Origin of the sequence: Paenibacillus sp. EKM206P (genome assembly GCF_011066155.1) — a bacterium.
Classification (GTDB): Bacteria; Bacillota; Bacilli; order Paenibacillales; family Paenibacillaceae; genus Paenibacillus; species Paenibacillus polymyxa_D.
In genome coordinates this window covers 1-18977 of record NZ_JAAMNQ010000006.1, presented here as the reverse complement: position 1 = coordinate 18977, position 18977 = coordinate 1, and the positions used below count along the sequence as shown (strand labels likewise).

Here is an 18977-nt window from a genome sequence, read left to right as displayed (position 1 = left end):
AAAATAGTCCACTCGCATTCACATCGAGTGGACTATTCGTTGTATACACTAAATGACTGAGATCAAACTGTTCTGCTTATTCAATCTTACGGAGCCATTTCTAGAAACTTAGCTGTCGGGTTTTTCTCCATAGCCGTACGCATGGCATACTCGTTTTCGAACAAGGCGACATAATTGCCCTTCTTATCCTTTACCAGCGTAGAGTTAATACGGAACTTGCTCGGGTCAATCTGCTCATCCACAATCCAACGTGCAAATTGGAATGGCATACGCTGAAGCTGTACATCAACTCCATACTCACCCTTCATGCGGTACTCAAATACTTCAAATTGCAGTTGGCCGACAACACCTAATAGCGTATCGTCAAAGCTTACCGTACGGAAAACCTGAATCATACCTTCCTCGGTCAACTGGTCAATACCCTTCAGATACTGTTTGTGCTTCAAGGCATTTTTCACCGTTACCTTGGCAAAAATCTCAGGCGAGAAGGTCGGCAATTCATCAAACACAACCTCGCTACCTTGGCTGAGTGAATCACCAATACGGAAAATACCCGGGTCAAACAATCCAATAATATCGCCAGGAAAAGCCTCCTCAACAATATCACGGTCCTGTGCCAGGAACTGCTGTGGCTGAGACAGCTTTATCTCCTTGCCCATCCGTACATGCTTAACACTCATCCCGCGTTGAAACTTACCAGACACAATACGCAAAAATGCAATACGGTCACGGTGAGCCGGGTTCATGTTCGCTTGAATTTTAAATACATAGCCAGTAAACTTTTCGTTTGTTGGTTCAATTTCCCCAGCTGTACTACGGCGTGGCTCCGGTTTAGGAGCAAGCTGAAGGAAGTTTTCCAAAAATGTTTGTACACCAAAATTATTAATCGCACTGCCGAAGAATACCGGTGTTAATTCTCCGCGCTGTACTTTCTCCATGTCAAAAGGGTCACCCGCGACATCAAGCAACTCCAAGTCTTGGCATAATTGGTCATGCAAATATTCGCCCGCCATCTCACGAATGATCGGATCATTGTAATCTTCCACTTTTTGTACTTTAATCGTGGAATGGTCATCTCCCTGAAACAGCTCGACCTGATTTTTGACACGGTCATAGACACCGCACAGCTCGCGTCCTGTACCAATCGGCCAATTCATAGGCACCGAACGGATGCCAAGTACCTGCTCCAACTCCTCCATCAAATCAAAAGGACTGCGTCCCTCACGATCCAGTTTGTTAATGAAGGTGAAAATCGGAATTCCACGCTTCGCACAAACTTGAAACAGCTTAATCGTTTGCGCTTCCACACCTTTCGCTACGTCAATCAGCATGACTGCACTATCTGCTGCTGTTAATGTACGATACGTGTCTTCACTGAAATCCTGGTGACCTGGCGTGTCCAGAATGTTGATGCGGTGACCATTATAATCAAATTGCATCACTGAGGATGTTACAGAGATCCCCCGCTGTTTTTCAATCTCCATCCAGTCACTCGTGGCGTGTTTGCTTGCTTTACGCGCTTTAACTGAACCAGCAAGACGAATCGCGCCCCCGAACAGCAGCAGCTTTTCCGTCAGTGTCGTTTTACCCGCATCCGGGTGAGAAATAATCGCAAACGTACGCCGTTTGTCGACTTCCTGTTGAAGTATATCTGTTGTTTTACTCATTTCACATATCCCTTCATGATCAAATCCATTGCATTCCTGCTCAAGCTATTCATAAAAAGGCCATGATGCACGCCTGTTTTCATAAAATCATCGGCTCATTGCCGTTAGCCCCATTATTCGGCGTACCCCGTTACCATATTCATTATAAATACGATCTATTTACATGTTTTAGCCTGCCTTTAACCTATAATCAGTTGCAAACTGAAAACCTGAGACTAAGCTATTATAGCACACTCCGAACGCAAAGCATCCCCTTACGTCCTAAACAGGACATAGGGGGATGCAGGACAAAACGGGATTACTGAACGCCGCCTACTCGCCAGATGACATTATCTTCATCCTGACCGCTAACCGGCCACCACTTGAAGCCATCCTGCTCCAATAGCTTGTGTGCACCTTCCGGTCCCCATGAGCCTGCAGCATAGGTTTCCAGCGTATCCGGGGTCTGCTGCCATGCTTTGGCGATTCGATCGACGAATCCCCATGCCGTGGCAACCTCATCCCAACGCGTGAAGTACGTCGAATCACCCTCAATGGCATCCATCAGCAACCGTTCATAAGCCTCCGGTGAGTTGATACCCACCATACAGCTTTGGCAAAAATCCATAGCCAATGGCTCAATATCTGATTCCGAGCCAGGTTTCTTGGCATTAATTTTAATGTAAATGCCCTCCATTGGATTGACCCGAATGACGAGCAAGTTCGGTTCCAGCTTATGCTTTTGACCGAGGTACACGTTCGTTGGCATGCTCTTAAATTCCACAACAATCTCCGTTGTTTTTACAGGGAGACGTTTGCCCGTACGAATATAGAATGGTACGCCAGCCCAACGGAAATTATCAACAAACACGCGTGAAGCAAAATAAGTCTCTGTGTTTGACTGTGGATCAACCTTGTCTTCTTGGCGATATCCCGGCAACTGCTGACCGCGATAACTGCCTTCGATGTATTGACCACGCACCACATTGGTTTTCACATCGTCAGACGTTTCAAAAGGGCGCAGCGAACGCAGCACTTTCACCTTTTCATCACGGATATCCTCAGGCAACAAACGACTAGGTGGCTCCATCGCAATCATCGTTAGCATTTGCAGCATATGGTTCTGTCCCATATCCCGCAAGGCGCCGGAATGATCGTAGTAACCTCCGCGTTCCTCCACCCCTACCGTTTCACTAAGCGTAATTTGCACATTGGCAATATGCTTATTATTCCACAGTGGTTCAAAGAAGGCGTTCGCGAAGCGGATCACCTCAATATTTTGTACCATTTCCTTGCCAAGATAGTGATCAATCCGATAAATTTCTTCTTCGGCAAATACTTCTCGTATTTCAACGTTCAATTCTTGTGCAGATTCGAGGTTATAACCGAATGGCTTCTCAATGACAAGACGATTCCACCCTTTTCCATCCATCATGCCGCCATCTTTCAAACTCTTAGACACGCTTCCGAATAATTCAGGAGCCAAGGCCAAATAAAACAACCGATTTCCCGGTATGTTAAACTTGCTTTCTATAGACTCCGTCTGCTGTCTCAACTCATGGAACCCTTCGACATTGTTGATATCAAGCGATTTATATTCAAAATGCTCGGCAAATGCCTGCCAATCTTGATCATTTTCTGCTTTGTAGCGACTAAACTCCTGTATGGAAGCGTACAGGTCATTACGGAATTCTTCCTCTGTGCGAGGACGCCTTGCTACGCCAATAACGGCAAAATCCTCAGCAAGCTTGCCTTCGCGGTACAAGCTGTAAATAGCAGGAAAAAGCTTGCGACGAGCCAAATCGCCCGTAGCGCCAAAAATAAACAGAACTGCGCCTTGCGTCACAACAGATTCTTTAGCAGGTATGTCAGCCATGTAGTACCTCATTCTTCCCATGTCAAGATTCCGCAATCCACAATCCCCGAAATCCGCATGTAGTATTGTGTATATTTATACAAGATCATACTTGATTTTCGAAAAACATGGAACTAAAGATTTGATGATATTTTAGCATATCCTCCATGGATAAGCTATCCGATGAATCATCAATTTACCTTATAAGTCAGTATTCAATCGTGATGAGCGGAAAACCGAGCGTTATACGTGTATCCTGTTGCTCCTTATCTTCATGTACAGCCATCTGCATCTGGACCTGATGCTCACCGCTTTGAATCATTAACGGCAGCTCTGGAGCTTCATAGGATATAGCCACAGTAGTCGCATCCGTATATCTTTCTTTGGCCTGCATGGAGATGTTCCCTGTTAAGCTCGCTTCTGTCAGTTTCAACAGTTGATCTTTGGATTCCTTTGTATGCAGCGAACGCTGAAGGGCCGTGTTCCACTGCGCTTGAATCCCCATAGACTTTAATTGCTCAGCACAGAGTTTATGAAGCTGAATCAACTGCTCACGTCCTGCATCGTTGCTCTCCAGTTGAACGACTACATACCATTGCCCAGTTTGACGTTCCATTACATTTAAGCGGATTTTTAGATCCTCACTATTACGAACAGAACGATAAACCGTGTGTCCATTTTCCACGAGTTTGTTTACTGTGGGTATATTCAGCTGATCAGCTATCTGTGCCGCCACATCTGCTGGCTCTTCATGATTAGAAATCCAATCGCCTTGCCACTTCACAACCAGCTTATCCAACGTACCCGGGGTCTGAGCCGAGATGATTAACAATGAGCGTAAAGCCGTTTCTGCCTCGCGGGAGTCATTTCGGTTTGTCTGAAGGGTTCCGTAACGCCAGCCAGCTAGTACCAGCACCGTTCCTAATACCAAAATTGCAATAATCCCCTTTTTAATCAGCTTTGCTTTTAACATTATCGTTCCCCCCGCTCCACAACCATCCGATTCCCAAACCTACGCTCTGGATACTTTCTTTTTCGGCTGGATTGAAATCTATGAATCTATCAATAGCATTCCCATTGTCAGAGGTTTTATACACACAGCACTACGGCAAAGCCCTTCTAAAATATTCATCTGCCTACTGGGTGTTCGACCATACATCGTAGGCACCGTCAGAATAGACTATGATCACAATGCATCTTACACCAAAAGAGGTGAAATCATGTTTCCCATTTATCCTGTAAATGAAGCTAATGTGGCACCTCATGGTGGACGTCTGGTCTGTGCCGTTATGCGTGATGGTACACGACACATCGGCATCTTAAGTGGGTGTAGCAAAGGCAAGCTGATGTTGAACGGATATCCACCCTCCTTTCCTGGCAGTCTCTATGCCGGGAGCTACAGTAACAAAGGAAAACAATCCCCAAAAAAGATTTCCTCTAAAAAGAAAAAAAGGAATCCTAAAAACAAAGTTCGCACCTCTGCCAAACTAAATGCCTTAATTAAGCCGCCCAATGCACCTCTGAGTCCATCCTTTCCTTATGACGCAGGCGGATTTGCTGGAAATGGCTATAGTAGTTATGGAAATGGCAAAGCAGGCTATCGCGGTGGGTACGGCGGATATGGATACGGTGCAGGGCTTGCACTAGATCTGGCTTTAATCGCCTTTTTATTCCTCCTGATCTAAACACCTTGTTATAGAACACAAAAAACCGGAGAACTATTATCGTCTCCGGTTCTTTGTATTCGTTTATTCTACATTCTACTCTGCTAATCCGTTCTTATAGGCATAGATCGCCGCCTGTGTACGGTCTTCCACTCCTAATTTAGCGAGAAGGTTCGTGACATGGAATTTTACCGTCTTAATCCCGATAATCAGCTCGTCTGCGATATCCTGATTAGACTTCCCTTGTGCCAACAGGCGAAGTACCTCCATCTCACGATCAGTCAGCTCCGTATGGGCGGGCGCTTCAGCCTGTGGCTGGCGGAATCGATTCATCATCTTGGAGGCCACCTGTGACTCTAGTACGGACTGTCCACGTGCAGCTGCACGGATCGCATCCGCTATTTCGGAAGCGCGAGACGTTTTAAGCAAATAGCTGAATGCCCCTGCCTCAATGACCGGATACATTTTCTCATCGTCTAAATAACTCGTCAGCACAATCACCTTTGTCTCTGGAAGCAGACGAGTTACTTGGCGTGTCGTTTCGATGCCATCCATGCCATCCATGACCAGATCCATCAAAATCACATTTGGCTTGTATTCGGAAGCCAACCGTATGCCTTCTTCTCCGCTTCCGGCCTCGCCGACCACTTCAATACCTTCTTCCGTCCCCAGCACCGCCGCAAGACCAATTCGTACCATTTCATGGTCGTCTACCAGCAGTACGCTAATCGGTAATTCCGTTTCCATGATCATCGTTCCTTCCGCTTTCATCATTAATAACTGGCACGGACACCTCAATCCGTGTCCCTTTTCCTGGAGCCGTTATATACTGAATCGCTCCCCCAATTTCACTGACCCGCTCCTGCATCGTGGATAATCCATATGAAGTCTGCTTTTTCTCATCCAGCTCAAAACCAATACCGTTATCCCGAATCGTCAGCCTGATGGAATCTGGGCGTTGCACGATACGAATTTCCATGCGGGTTGCTTTGGCATGGCGCAACGTATTAGACATCGCTTCCTGCACAATACGAAACAAGTGGTTCTCAATGCCTTTAACCAACTGTACTCCGCTTTCAATCTCAAAATCAATCTCCATCGGTACCTTTGCCTGCAACTCTTGTACCAAATCACGCAACCCCTGCTCAAGCCTTTTCCCTTCCAGATAGACAGGCCGTAGATGAAGTAGTAACGCCCGCATTTCAGATTGTGCCACAGAAGACATTTCTTCAATTAGCGCAACTTGACGCTGTGCTTTATCAAAATCCTTATCCAGCGTCCTCCCCACAGCCGTCGCGGTCATTGAAATAGCAAATAATTGCTGTGATACGGCATCATGCAACTCTCTGGCCAGCCGCTGCCGCTCCTCCACAATCGCAGTCATCCGTGCCTGTTCCGCCAACTGAGCATTATCCGTGGATAAGCGTTGTAAAGACGTAACTTGTTCCTGCCATTTACGTCCAATCCGTTCCAGCTGCTCTCCCAGTCTACCAAGTTCATCATGCCCTAGGGGCGGCAACTCACGTGCAGGGGTTCCCTTTTCCCACATCAGCAACGTCTCTCTCAACATTTCCAGTCTGCTTTTAAAGCGGTAGCTCTCATAAAATCCGTACATTGCCCCTGTACCAATCAACACCAGTATAACGGCTCCTGCAACTTTCAATATCATTCCCCAGGTTGGAAACGACTTCACATATCCATATGTATACAGCATATAAAAGACAACTACGCCTACAACAACACACAGGAGGATACCTTGACCCATACTGCGGGTTACCATGTTGGACGTTTTTTTATGATTCATCCCGGCTCCTCCTGATTCAATAAAATCGGACGCGGACATCGCCCGCCAAGTACGAAACGACAAACTTCACTTTATATTCACTCTGCTCAAAATGGGGAGACTTCCAAACCAGTCGATTGAGCATCCCCGCCTCATGATCCCGGTCAAACTGAATCTGTCCGAACAGGACGAACATCTCCACCTCTACACCGTAATTATCCGGTAGCGTGATATCAATGTCACCGAAGATCCCTTGTAAAAATATGACGGACTCACGTTCCTCTGGTAGAGCCAACGTCAGATCGGCATCCACATCGCCAACCACATGCCATATGCTTGTGCTACGCAGGCTCCACGGCACTTCATCCCATTTATGATTCGATATAAAATTGTGCTTGAATATGGAGCTTTGACCTTTATGCAGCTTCCTTGAACGTGAATAGAATATAGCTAATGATGCTAGTGTAACTACCACAAACAGGAACAAATGATCCAGCACTAGCAATCCAGCACCAATCGCGAGCATCGTGTAACCCTTTTTGATTTTGGAATTGCGGATCTTATATATTCCGGCCAACATTAGAATCAGTGCAACCACGGAGAGGAACCCAATCCACTGACCGAATAAAATGATAATCCCGATGCCAATCCCTGCCAGTGCCAAGGCTGATTTTCTTCTCTCCATGCTGCACCCCCTTTTTGTTTATACAGGACGGAAAAGCCATAGTGGCGCAACATTCCGCCATATGGCTTTCCTGAACCATACAGATTAGGCACGATCATCGACCAATGTCCATTCCATACAGCATATCATAATGTCTTGTTTCCGAGTAGTCAGTCCTTCTTCATATCGACTGGTTTAACACCTGTCTGAATTTTGGACTTAAGCTGTTGAAGCTGCTCATCCACTTTAAACTGTTTTTCAGCCTCAGCCGGATTAACATATGCTTCTCCTGGAGCTTGACGGTAAGGAGCACGCAGTACGTCAGCTTCAGCTTCCATTTGCATAATTTTTTCTTCCATACGGTGGAAGCCCAATGAAGCAGACCCACTTTCAATCGTATGCAAACTATTGATTTGAGACATTTGCTTTTTGGCTTTCGCCATTTGAGCACGGGATACTAACTCATTGCGCTTGTTGCGCATTTTATAGAACTCATCTTTCATGTCGTGAAGCTGTTGTACTAATTCTTTTGCTTGAAGCTCAGCTTGTGTATGCAAGTCGCGGTATTCGTCCTGCTTTTGCACAAAATAAATCTTCTCTCCCAACAGCTTGCGCGCTACTTCTTCCTGACCATTTCGCAATGCGGATTCGGCTTGCTTCTCACGCTCATTGGATACACGTACCGCTTCCTCTAAACGCTGTTTCATACGTCGTTCATTCGCCATTTGCTTGGCAACCGTTACCTCAGCCTCGTGAATTTCCGCCTCCATATCGCGCAGATATTGATTCAACATAATAATCGGATCTTCCACTTTATCCAACACTTCATTCACCGATGCTCTTGTCATATCCTTCATTCTTTTAAAGATCCCCATTATTTACGATCTCCCTTCTCAAATTGCTCTACTTTTTTGCGTAACTCTGCCAATTCTTTTTTCATTGCCTTTTTCTCAATATCTTCCATCATGGAATCCAAGTCATTGTTCTGACCTGTGTTAAATTTGGATGAGTTGCGGGCATCTTGACCAAAAAACGGGTTCGAATTGCCATATGCACCGCCCTGGTTGTAACCAGTTCCCTGCCCATACTGCGATCTTGTATTGTGACTGCCATAATAGCGTGGATCCTGTTGATGGTAGGGCCCGCTGTCAGGGCCAAATCCTCCATCGAAAGGAGATCTCGGCTCCTTGGAGATAACCAGTGCCGCAATCACATAAATCATAAATGTGGTTCCTGCTGTAATAAAGAAACTGATCACAACCAGAATACGAATCCATGTTGAGTCCATTCCTGTTGCGTCAGAAAGACCGCCACATACACCTGTTATTACTCTATCCCGGCTTGATCTGTAAATTCGGGTCATTATCAAATTACTCCTTCCCGCTGTTGTTCAGCTTGCTTTTCAGTCTCGCCCACTCTTGTTCGAGCAGCGATCCACCGCCTTGGGCATCCTGTGCATGGTCGCCCTCACCCCGACGTAAATCACGCAGACTCATCGTTTCTGCTTCCATATCGGCTACCCGGTCTTCCAAGCGGTTGAACATTCGGGGAACATTTCGTCCACCGTATGTACCAGCCCGTTCGTTCATTTGCTGCTGGAGTCTCAACGTCTGTACACGTGCCGCATAATACTGACGCTTGCTGTGTACCGTTTGATATTCTGTCTTTAACGTATCTAGCTGTTGTTCTAGCTCACGTAGTGATTCACGGCTCTGCTCCCACAATTCTCTATACTGCTCTTCTTTTTCTGCATATAGCATTTTCTCCTGTAGGGCCAGCTTCGCAATATGTTCTTCATCAGCTTTCAAAGCCAGTAGCGCCTGTTCCTCCCGTTTGGTCTGCATGGACAATGCATGATCCAACTGCTGCTTCATCTGTCTTGTATGCATCGCATACTGTTGATGGAGTTTTTCCGCTTCGGCAATTTCCTGGCGGGTATTATACAAGAACTGGTCAATCAGTTGCACTGGGTCTTGGCTTTGTTCCAAATGCTCATTGAAGGTCGCTACCGTAATATCGCGCATTCTTCGAAAAACACTCATTTGCATCTGCTCCTTTCACAATTCGTATCCCCATAATTAAAACTTCGTTACTGCAATATTTCTTCATTCGCTAAACTGCTAAAATCAGTAACGTCTTCTGCGGTCACTCAGCAGGGAAACACCAAATATAATCAACCCGATTGCCAGTAGTGGTCCCAGAAGCCAGGACAGTTTGCCGAGCAAAATCAGTACCCCAAGTACAAGTACGATCCAGCCGAAGAGCGCATTTCCTTTTTTCACACCGTAGTAGCCTAGCATAACCATAGCTATCGGAATTAAGTAACCAATCAGATGTCCTAAAAAGTGACCGAAAAACGGAGTAAACTTACCGAGCAGCATAATCGAACCCAACACGATCAGTACAATGGCTAACCCATTCCCTTTGTTAACTCTCATCATCTCTCACCGCCTTTCACTGTGTCTTGCTTATGTCCTTATTGTACGCTGAACAAGCGTTTGACAAAACGGACCCCAGACGGTTTTTGAACCTAGACCTAAGTCGGGGATGAGTATAGACCTGCGGCTATCCTCCTCTATGCTGTTCTGCTGCACGGGCTATCGAATGTTGCTCACCCGCTTGCTTGGAACGTAGTGAAAGGACGAGACAAGCCAGTAACGCTATAGCTGCAACCATATAAGGCAGATTAATATGAACATCGAACAACAGTCCTGCAATTAATGGTCCAATCACATTACCCAAGCTGGTATAGGATGAGTTCATGCCTGCCACAAAGCCTTGCTCATCTCCGGCCTGCCGCGATAGAGAAGTACTTACTGCCGGGCGAAGGATATCCATAGCCAGAAAAATGATGAAGGTCGTCAGCATAATCATCACGTACTGTTCAGCAAATAAGGTTAGAAAAATGAACAGGCCCCCAATGGCCAAACAGAGGTGAATTACTTTTTTCTCTCCAAAACGATTAATGATCCATCCAAATATAGTCGCTTGGACAACTGCTCCCAAAATGGAGCCTGTCGTTATGATGATGGCAATATCCATCGGTGTGAAACCATATTTATGGTCAACAAACAGTCCAAATACGGTTTCGAAGTTCGCTAACCCAAAAGCAACGACAAATACAATGAGTAAACCCATGAAATATGGAGATTGATATGACTTGGCAAATTGCTGCAAAAGATTTTCTTTTTGACGTGGAAGCTCTCTATTATATTGTTGCTTTTCCTTGCTTAAAGACTCAGGCAGCACTAACAGAGACAAGATAGCTGCTATTCCCGCAGCTCCAGCTGCCGCAAAGAAGGGAATGCGTATTCCATATGTGGCAAGCAATCCGCCAATCCCTGGCCCGATTATGAAGCCTGTGTTGATCGCCGCATTGATCATGCCCATTCCCTTGCCTCTTTCTTCGAACGAGGTCACGTCAGCGACATAGGCCATTATAGAAGGAGTCAGCAACGCTGCCCCTGCTCCACCCATGATTCGTGCTATGAACAGGGTAGGAATGGAATGAGCCAGTCCAAAAACAAGCTCTGATAACATGAAGATGAACATCCCAGAAACAATCAATTTTTTACGTCCATAACGATCAGACAACTTTCCTGACAATGGTGATAATAAAAGCTGAGTCAACGCAAAAGCTGCAACCATCAGTCCCATCGAAGAACCATTCATCCCTAGCTCACTTATAAATTTAGGTAATACAGGGACAACTAAGCCAATCCCCATGAACGCCAAAAAAATGTTAAGCATCAATAACAGCATTGCTCCTCGATTTCTTGTGAGTATAGACATATTTCCACCCTTCCTTTTCCGTATCTCTTTATTCGATATCAGGTAAACTTCATTATCCCTTTTCAAAAAACAATTGAAACTAAAAATGTTTTCTTAGTTTTCATATAAAAAAGTGGCCTCTTCAAATATGCAGCATATTGTTGAGGCTATTTTTTAATTCTCGACCAAACCGAACAACAAAATATCTACAATAGAATAAGTAGCTTCCTCTACCGTCACACTGTTATCCAGAAAGAAACGCTGATCAAGCGTTAAATTTACAGATTCAATAATAAGCTTCATGATCAGAGCCTCATTTTTGTTCACAATAATTCCTTCTCGGATGCCTTCCTGAATTAATGTTCTAATCGGAGACCAATCATTTAAATCGGCATGTACCCTTTTCCATTGTTCAGGATAATACTTTTTCATCTGGTCCAATATCCTTAAATCGTAAAACTTATAATACAGAGGCATGACCCTAATCGACTGCTTAATCTTGTCTAACAAAGATAACTCATTATTTTGGATAATCTGCTCAGTTTTTCGAATCATATCATCATTTGTACGCTCAATAAGTGTTTCTAAAATAAGCGTCTTAGACGAAAAGTTTTCATACAACGTACGCTTGCTAATAGCGAGTCTTTTCGCAAGATCATCCATCGTAAATTTCAATCCATTTTCATGAACTTCATCTACAAAAGCCTCCAAAATTCTTTCCTGCATATTCTTCCTCATTTCTTTCGCGCTCGGTAAACTAGAAAAGTTTTTTCAGTACCATCATCTTACGATAAGATCAAAGCGCTGGTCAAATCCATGTTAACCTTGTTGCCAAAATCATGAATATATAATAAAAAGGATGATAAAATGCCTTTAAGCATTTTATCACCCTTTTGTGTATGAGCGAGAGGACTAGAACCTCCACGGTTTCCCACTCGATACCGAATATAATATTGATAATACCTTGTTTAATGAAGGGAGATAAGCGCTGCTCGTCGATTTCGACCCGCAAGGTAATCTGTCAATGTACTTTGGTATTGAGCAGCGGGATCAACTTCCGTAGCTATGGTCTGCGACAGGACTAACTCAGTTGCTCAGTATCAAGGAATTTAGAACACTTGTACAACTTCTTTAATATCATCAATTTCCTCAAGAATTGCGCGCTCAATAGCAACCTTTAACGTAATCGTAGCACTTGGGCAACCATTGCAAGCTCCCAAAAATCTTAATTTTGCTATACCGTTCTCAACTTCGACCAGTTCAGCATCTCCACCGTCACGCAGTAAGAAAGGACGTAGTTTGAGAAGAACTTCCGATACTTCATCGAATAAAACTCCATTTTCATCCATTATGTCAATTCCTCCCATTTTCTTTACCAACCGTCATTCATACCTTTTTTCACCCTAGATCGTCTGAGTGATCCTTTGCTTTTTGCCTAAGAGTGACCTCTTGATCCGAAAGTTCCCTTATAAGCGTAAGAATAGAGTCTAAAGGTATCATCACACCACAACTTGCGCTCAATCCTGACAGCATATTGAAGCAGAACTGAAGTTTTCGTATCTCTCGGGTAATTTGAGCTAGTTCTGAATCGTCCGAATTATTTTTCTTCATTACTAGCACCTCTTTAAAGAATGATAAAGGTTTGATCTATTAAATTAATGAATCAACCGATGCTTCCTTCCATCTCAAATTGAATCAACCGATTCATTTCAACGGCATATTCCATTGGCAATTCTTTGGTAAACGGTTCAATAAAGCCCATTACAATCATTTGTGTAGCATCTTGTTCTGTAAGCCCGCGGCTCATTAAGTAAAACAATTGTTCCTCGGACACTTTGGATACTGTTGCCTCGTGCTCCAAAGTAATCTGGTCGTTTTTAATTTCATTGTACGGAATCGTATCTGATGTTGACATGTGGTCCAATATCAACGTATCGCACTTAATATTGGACTTGGACCCTGCGGAATCGCGGCTGAAGCTGGACAACCCTCGGTAGTTTACTTTTCCGCCCTGCTTGCTGATGGATTTGGATATAATCGTAGATGTTGTCTCGGGAGCAAGGTGAATTACCTTCGCGCCAGCATCTTGATGCTGATCTTTACCGGCTACGGCAATAGACAGGATGGACCCCTTGGCTCCCCGTCCTTTCAATAATACTGCCGGATACTTCATTGTTACCTTGGAGCCGATGTTGCCGTCCACCCATTCCATTGTGGCATTTTCTTCTGCCACAGCCCTTTGGGTTACCAAGTTGTAGATATTAGGAGCCCAATTCTGAATGGTCGTGTAACGGACACGGGAATCTTTCCGGCAAATAATTTCAATAACTCCACTATGCAGAGAACTGGTACTATAAATAGGTGCTGTACATCCTTCAACATAATGGACAAAGCTGCCCTCTTCGGCAATAATTAATGTCCGCTCGAATTGACCCATATTTTCAGAATTAATACGGAAATAACCTTGTATAGGTACCTCGCACTGAACACCCTTCGGAATGTATACAAAGCTACCGCCTGACCAAACCGCACTATTAAGCGCCGCAAATTTATTGTCGGCGGGAGGGATGATCGTCCCAAAATGTTGCTTAAACACTTCGGGGTATTGCTTTAATGCACTATCCGTATCAAGGAAAATAACGCCCTGATCCTCCAGCTCTTTCCGCATGCTGTGATAAACTACTTCCGACTCATATTGAGCGGATACGCCCGCCAGGAACTTTTGCTCCGCTTCAGGGATTCCCAGCTTGTCAAAGGTTGCTTTGATCTCGGAAGGAACCTCCTCCCAGGTCTTTCCCTGTTTTTCAGAAGGGCGAACGTAATACTGGATGTCATCAAGATTTAGCTCGGTCAAATCCGCTCCCCATTCAGGCATCGCCATTTTGTAGAATTGATTCAAAGCTTTCAACCGAAAATTGAGCATCCACTCCGGCTCTTCCTTGATTCGGGAAATTTCCCGGACAATCTCTTCCGTCAGACCTTTTCCAGATTGAAAAATAGACTGGTGCTTGTCGCGAAACCCATATTTATATTCGCCCATATCTGGTGCTTTTTTAGCCATTGGTATCACTCCTTTTTAACCTTTCAAGATTCATTTTGATTTGCTATGATCTGCCGAGCTTGCTTTCCACTAAATCTTTTAGGCGACTGCGAACACCTTCCAGCGGGATCTCCGAAATGACAGGAGCGAGAAATCCGAAAATAACAAGATGTTCGGCTTCACTCCGTGATATCCCGCGCGACATCAGATAATAGATTTGCTCTGCATTTACTTGCCCCACGGATGCAGCATGACCCGCAGTTACATCATCCTCATCTATCAGCAGGATCGGATTGGCATCGCCGCGAGCTTTAGGACTTAACATAAGCACGCGTTCTGTTTGCTGACCATCACAATGGGTTGCACCTTTTTCAATCTTTGTAATGCCGTTGATAATGGCCGTAGCTTCTTCAAGCATGACTGCACGCGTAATCATCTGGCTTACCGAGCTTCTGCCAAAATGCTGAGCTTGAGCTGTATAGCTCGATTTTTGATTGCCCGTGCCAATAGCAATCACCTTATTGTCGGAGACCGCCCCGTTGCCTTGTAGCAAAGTCTTGGTATCGCTCACGGTATAACCATTGTTCATCTCACCGATAATCCATTCCACACCCCCATCAGCAAGAACGACCGCCCGTCGCTGGGTGAAATCTGTTGTAGTTACAGCAAGCTGATGAACCGAAGCTACTTGCACCTTTGAGCCCGCCCCCGCGAAGACCTCCGTCACACCGTTATGCAATACCTTGACATCATCACCACTCGATACACAATTATCCACATAAGTGATCTTGCTGTTGCTCCCTGCCACAATTAAGACGTGAGGAGCAAAACACACACCGCTTGTATCGTTAAGAAAGATCGCTTGAATAGGTGCTTCAACCTCTACACCGTCTGGGACATATAGAAAAACGCCACCACTCCATAAGGCACTGTGTGCAGCAGATAAACGATGTTCTTCTGGCTTTACTGCCTGAAAGAGATAACGTTGAACCAGCTCCTCATGCTCTTTTGCCGCAGTATGCAGATCCGTTAAAATGACTCCCTGGGCGGCTAAGCTCTCGGACAATTTCGTATACACTACATCCGAGTTGAACTGAACGATTAGTCCGCCTTTCACCGGAGAAGCAACCAAACCTCGAACAACCTCCGGCGCTTCCTCCAAACTAGACCACGCATTCTCAGCTTTGTAATCTCCACTTTCGTAGATATCCCATTTTTCAAGATTGATTTTCTCCACTTTAGGCAACTCCAGCGTCCCTGCCAGTTCGAGTGCATGAACGCGGCGTTCAATCAGCCAACGAGGTTCATCCTTAGCGCTTGACCATGCGCGTAAATCGTCCACATTCATTGAAACTCTAGCTTGTATATCCACGTGCTGTTCCTCCTCTCCGGCTTTTAAGCATCCCTTACCGTCTCATCCGTAATCCCAAGTTCCTCCTTCACCCAATCGTACCCTTCAGCCTCCAAACGGTGGGCAAGCTCCGGACCGCCAGATTTAACTATCCGGCCTTGCATCATGACATGCACAAAATCCGGGGTAATATAATTCAACAGTCGTTGATAATGGGTGATGATTAAAAAGCCTCTATCCGGGCTGCGCATCTCATTTACGCCATTGGCCACAATACGCAGTGCATCAATATCAAGCCCTGAGTCCACTTCATCCAGGATCACAAACTTGGGTTCAAGTAGCATCATTTGCAAAATCTCATTCCGCTTTTTTTCACCGCCAGAGAATCCCTCATTCAAATAACGATGCACAAATTCCGGGTTCATCTCCAGCCCCTTCATTTTGCTCTCCATTTCACGGATAAAACGGATTAAGGATATCTCATCGCCTTCTTCACGCCGTGCATTGATGGCACTTCTGAGAAAATCCGAGTTGGTCACGCCAGCAATTTCACTTGGGTATTGCATTGCGAGGAACAAGCCTGCCTGGGCACGCTCATCCACCTCCATCTCCAGAAGGTCTTCATTGTCCAATGTCACCTTACCGCCAGTAACCTCATATTTGGGATGGCCCATTAAAGCTGAAGCCAATGTACTTTTTCCCGTCCCATTAGGCCCCATAATCGCATGAATCTCTCCGCCATGAATCTCCAGTGTGAGCCCTTTTAAAATTTCTTTCCCTTCAATCTTGGATCTTAATTCCTCAATCTTTAATGTCGTCATTTATCGTAAACTTCCCTTCGGAGTATTCTTCGGCACGCGCCACCAAATCACTCATAAATTTTCCAATAGTCTGCAGCTCAACCTCTGAATAGGATTCAATGAATTGGTAAAACCTTTCTTCTTTTTCTTTGTGCATTTCTTTATGCAAATGATAAACGTGTCTTCCCTTATCCGTTAAACTAAAGTAAATCTCCTTACGATTGCTGTTCAGTTGACTTCTCATAATGAAGCCCATTTCCAGCAGCTTTGCACTAATTTTAGTAATGCTAGCTTTGGACAACCCCATCTTCTCCACAATCCCGGTATGATTTATCGGTTCATAATCACCAATGCAATCAATAACATGCACACTAGTAATATTGTTGGAGAGCATGTCAATCTGGTACTTTTTGGCCTGTTGCCGAAACGAGTTAAATTCTTGTTCAGTATACAGCTCATTCAGATGTAGCATTTTAATATATTGCTCGTAAAGATGACCTTTAAAATGATTTTGAAACTCCAATTTCCCAATCTCCCCTCTCTTGTAGTAGTTGAGACCAAGTTCAGTGTCTCCATTAGATTTTTTTGTTCACTAGTAAACAAAATTATATTAACACAATTGATATTGATAATCAATATCAATTGTGTTAAATGTGACGTAATTTTGAAGTCGCATTTCACGGGTTTGTTGTCATTGTCATAGGCCTCATGCTGTGTTTTTACTAGGGCACGTCCCGGAAATAGTTTTAAATACCTCTGATCAATCCTGCTTTGCGGGGGTTGAACAATGGAACCAATTCGGCAGCATCCGGGTGGATCTGGTAACCGAAGCCAAGTCCAATACCGTTGCCTATGAACGTCATGGTACACCTGCCACAGACTGGGGTCGCTACCGTAAAAAGAGGACGAAGGTGGTGCTTGGCCGAGCTGTTTTAAAGCTGTATCGCCGCGTTTGAGTACGCTATCGTGAGCATGTATGGCAATGAATAATCCGTCAGTTACCTGTGGTGGATATGTTATGGGGCCAAAGAGTAACCAAAAACTGTGGTTATTGCTGGTGAATCCGAACAGGCGATGCTCCATTCTAGCCAGCACCGATCTAACACTGGAGGCGACCTAGATCATCGGACATTATACCGCCCGGTTCAAAATCAAATGCACCTTCTGGGCGCTAAAGCAATCCATCGGCGGATTCAGCTACCACTTTTGTAGCAAATCCATTCCGAAGCTCAACCGGTATTTGAAAAAGGATCGGGTTCACCCTCTGGAGGTGTTGGAAGAGGAGAAAGCGCAACGGGACATCCGCCTAACTGTAAAGATGAGAATGGTAAACGATAACCAAAATGGATCCCTACGGGGCTTAAGATAAAAGGAACCAAGAAAAGAGCCGAAATCTTGCTTCAGGAAGCCAGGAAGAATTCTCATATGGAAGGACAAGCACTCGCGGTTGAAAACGAAGATATGCTGTAAGAGTAAAAGCGGCTACTCCATCCGGTAATCTGCCACTGGTGGACACGTTCTATGAGCTTCTGATTCGTATGAAGGAATAACAGGAATCCTATCGCTTATCTTTTGACAATTCTTATTGTCTTGAATACCTGGAGTATATTTATGTATATTTATGTAAATGTATTAGGGGTAAGCATGAAAGAAGTTCAGGAATGGTTAGGCCACAGCGATTATGCAACAACGGCAAATATTTATTCGCATTTGGAATACAACTCAAAGGTGTCTTCAGCTCAAGCAATGAGGGGGTACTAAAGCTCAAATAAAAAAAGCTCACTAGAGAATGTCTCTAATGAACTCTTTTAGTTAATACCGGCGAGAGGACTCGAACCTCCACGGTTTCCCACTCGATTTTGAGTCGAGCGCGTCTGCCATTCCGCCACGCCGGCGTATTCAATTATGGAGGCGCCACCCAGATTTGAACTGGGGAATAAAGCTTTTGCAGAGCTTTGCCTTACCACTTGGCTATGGCGCCAGAGTGTAACAAAGCGGACGACGGGAATCGAACCCGCGACCCTCGCCTTGGCAAGGCGATGCTCTACCGCTGAGCCACGTCCGCATAAAGATGGCTGGGGATATAGGATTTGAACCTATGCATGACGGAGTCAAAGTCCGTTGCCTTACCGCTTGGCTAATCCCCAATAAGTAAAGGGCGGCCGATGGGGCTTGAACCCACGAATGCCGGAGTCACAGTCCGGTGCGTTAACCACTTCGCCACGACCGCCGCAAGTAATGAATAATTGGCAGGGGCAGCAGGAATTGAACCCACACCAACGGTTTTGGAGACCGTTGTTCTACCTTTAAACTATGCCCCTATAAAACTGGTGGAGGATGATGGATTCGAACCACCGAACCCGTAAGGGAGCAGATTTACAGTCTGATGCGTTTGGCCACTTC

General features: G+C 45.0%; 19 protein-coding genes and 6 tRNA genes. 2 read left to right on the top strand and 23 right to left on the bottom strand.

The genetic code is table 11. The annotated features are described in order from the left end of the window. Window positions 1-86 precede the first annotated feature (86 nt). From G9G53_RS14135 to G9G53_RS14125, 3 genes are all read right to left on the bottom strand, one after another. A complete protein-coding gene (locus tag G9G53_RS14135; RefSeq protein ID WP_029518174.1) occupies window positions 87-1667 on the bottom strand; it encodes a peptide chain release factor 3 in 1581 nt (526 codons plus the stop codon). A 298-nt stretch (window positions 1668-1965) separates the two neighbouring features. Then, entirely contained in the window at window positions 1966-3522 is a 1557-nt protein-coding gene (zwf, locus tag G9G53_RS14130) for a glucose-6-phosphate dehydrogenase (protein WP_029518173.1), read from the bottom strand. Between the two features lie 187 nt (window positions 3523-3709). Then, on the bottom strand, window positions 3710-4474 hold the full coding sequence (locus G9G53_RS14125; protein WP_165148447.1) for a YwmB family TATA-box binding protein: 765 nt from the start codon (window positions 4472-4474) through the stop codon (window positions 3710-3712). A 247-nt stretch (window positions 4475-4721) separates the two neighbouring features. Between G9G53_RS14125 and G9G53_RS14120 the strand changes: the two genes are divergently transcribed. Beyond that, complete coding sequence (locus G9G53_RS14120) at window positions 4722-5186, top strand: hypothetical protein (RefSeq protein WP_165148444.1); 465 nt, start codon at window positions 4722-4724, stop codon at window positions 5184-5186. Between the two features lie 75 nt (window positions 5187-5261). On the opposite strand, the gene G9G53_RS14115 is transcribed toward G9G53_RS14120, so the two are convergent. The 14 genes from G9G53_RS14115 to G9G53_RS14050 all read right to left on the bottom strand — a co-directional run bounded on the left by G9G53_RS14115 (window position 5262) and on the right by G9G53_RS14050 (window position 17097). Continuing rightward, a complete protein-coding gene (locus G9G53_RS14115; RefSeq protein ID WP_013372995.1) occupies window positions 5262-5912 on the bottom strand; it encodes a response regulator in 651 nt (216 codons plus the stop codon). Continuing rightward, window positions 5890-6969, bottom strand: coding sequence for a sensor histidine kinase (locus tag G9G53_RS14110; protein ID WP_165148441.1), 1080 nt, complete (start codon window positions 6967-6969; stop codon window positions 5890-5892). Before G9G53_RS14110 ends, G9G53_RS14115 begins: the two co-directional genes overlap by 23 nt. Window positions 6970-6985: 16 nt before the next feature. Next, a complete protein-coding gene (gene liaF / locus G9G53_RS14105) occupies window positions 6986-7633 on the bottom strand; it encodes a cell wall-active antibiotics response protein LiaF (protein ID WP_165148438.1) in 648 nt (215 codons plus the stop codon). A 149-nt stretch (window positions 7634-7782) separates the two neighbouring features. After that, the gene (locus G9G53_RS14100; RefSeq protein WP_013311895.1) at window positions 7783-8487 is read right to left on the bottom strand and encodes a PspA/IM30 family protein; all 705 of its coding nucleotides are present in this window, start codon (window positions 8485-8487) and stop codon (window positions 7783-7785) included. Then, the gene (locus G9G53_RS14095) at window positions 8487-8975 is read right to left on the bottom strand and encodes a PspC domain-containing protein (RefSeq protein WP_165148435.1); all 489 of its coding nucleotides are present in this window, start codon (window positions 8973-8975) and stop codon (window positions 8487-8489) included. The genes G9G53_RS14100 and G9G53_RS14095 overlap by 1 nt, the downstream gene beginning before the upstream one ends. A gap of 7 nt (window positions 8976-8982) precedes the next feature. Next, window positions 8983-9654, bottom strand: a complete 672-nt coding sequence (locus tag G9G53_RS14090; protein WP_013311897.1) for a PspA/IM30 family protein — start codon at window positions 9652-9654, stop codon at window positions 8983-8985. An 84-nt stretch (window positions 9655-9738) separates the two neighbouring features. Next, the gene (locus G9G53_RS14085) at window positions 9739-10050 is read right to left on the bottom strand and encodes a LiaF transmembrane domain-containing protein (RefSeq protein ID WP_013311898.1); all 312 of its coding nucleotides are present in this window, start codon (window positions 10048-10050) and stop codon (window positions 9739-9741) included. A 127-nt stretch (window positions 10051-10177) separates the two neighbouring features. After that, window positions 10178-11428: an MFS transporter gene (locus G9G53_RS14080; protein WP_274597671.1), complete on the bottom strand. Its 1251-nt coding sequence runs from the start codon at window positions 11426-11428 to the stop codon at window positions 10178-10180. 129 nt (window positions 11429-11557) lie between these two features. Then, window positions 11558-12109 carry a TetR/AcrR family transcriptional regulator gene (locus G9G53_RS14075; RefSeq protein ID WP_029518165.1) on the bottom strand — a complete coding sequence of 184 codons (552 nt, stop codon included), beginning with the start codon at window positions 12107-12109 and terminating at the stop codon, window positions 11558-11560. Window positions 12110-12492: 383 nt separating this feature from the next. After that, the gene (locus G9G53_RS14070) at window positions 12493-12732 is read right to left on the bottom strand and encodes a NifU family protein (protein ID WP_013373004.1); all 240 of its coding nucleotides are present in this window, start codon (window positions 12730-12732) and stop codon (window positions 12493-12495) included. Between the two features lie 314 nt (window positions 12733-13046). After that, window positions 13047-14444: a Fe-S cluster assembly protein SufB gene (sufB, locus tag G9G53_RS14065; RefSeq protein WP_165148429.1), complete on the bottom strand. Its 1398-nt coding sequence runs from the start codon at window positions 14442-14444 to the stop codon at window positions 13047-13049. 43 nt (window positions 14445-14487) lie between these two features. Then, window positions 14488-15795 (bottom strand): Fe-S cluster assembly protein SufD, encoded by a 1308-nt coding sequence (gene sufD / locus G9G53_RS14060; protein ID WP_425312624.1) that lies wholly within the window; start codon window positions 15793-15795, stop codon window positions 14488-14490. A gap of 23 nt (window positions 15796-15818) precedes the next feature. Continuing rightward, a complete protein-coding gene (sufC, locus tag G9G53_RS14055; protein WP_029518161.1) occupies window positions 15819-16595 on the bottom strand; it encodes a Fe-S cluster assembly ATPase SufC in 777 nt (258 codons plus the stop codon). Continuing rightward, entirely contained in the window at window positions 16576-17097 is a 522-nt protein-coding gene (locus G9G53_RS14050) for a MarR family transcriptional regulator (protein ID WP_069012661.1), read from the bottom strand. The genes sufC and G9G53_RS14050 overlap by 20 nt, the downstream gene beginning before the upstream one ends. A gap of 289 nt (window positions 17098-17386) precedes the next feature. Here G9G53_RS14050 and G9G53_RS14045 point away from each other — a divergent pair, with 289 nt between their 5' ends. Then, entirely contained in the window at window positions 17387-17530 is a 144-nt protein-coding gene (locus G9G53_RS14045; protein WP_161627025.1) for a hypothetical protein, read from the top strand. An 860-nt stretch (window positions 17531-18390) separates the two neighbouring features. Here G9G53_RS14045 and G9G53_RS14040 read toward each other — a convergent pair. The 6 genes from G9G53_RS14040 to G9G53_RS14015 form a co-directional block, all read right to left on the bottom strand. Next, window positions 18391-18469, bottom strand: a tRNA-Leu gene (locus tag G9G53_RS14040). 11 nt (window positions 18470-18480) lie between these two features. Beyond that, window positions 18481-18555: transfer RNA gene (locus G9G53_RS14035), tRNA-Cys, on the bottom strand. 12 nt (window positions 18556-18567) lie between these two features. Then, window positions 18568-18639 (bottom strand) — tRNA-Gly (locus tag G9G53_RS14030). Window positions 18640-18646: 7 nt separating this feature from the next. Next, a tRNA-Gln gene (locus G9G53_RS14025) sits at window positions 18647-18721 on the bottom strand. Window positions 18722-18731: 10 nt separating this feature from the next. Further along, a tRNA-His gene (locus G9G53_RS14020) sits at window positions 18732-18804 on the bottom strand. Between the two features lie 17 nt (window positions 18805-18821). Next, a tRNA-Trp gene (locus tag G9G53_RS14015) sits at window positions 18822-18895 on the bottom strand. Between the last annotated feature and the right edge of the window lie 82 nt (window positions 18896-18977).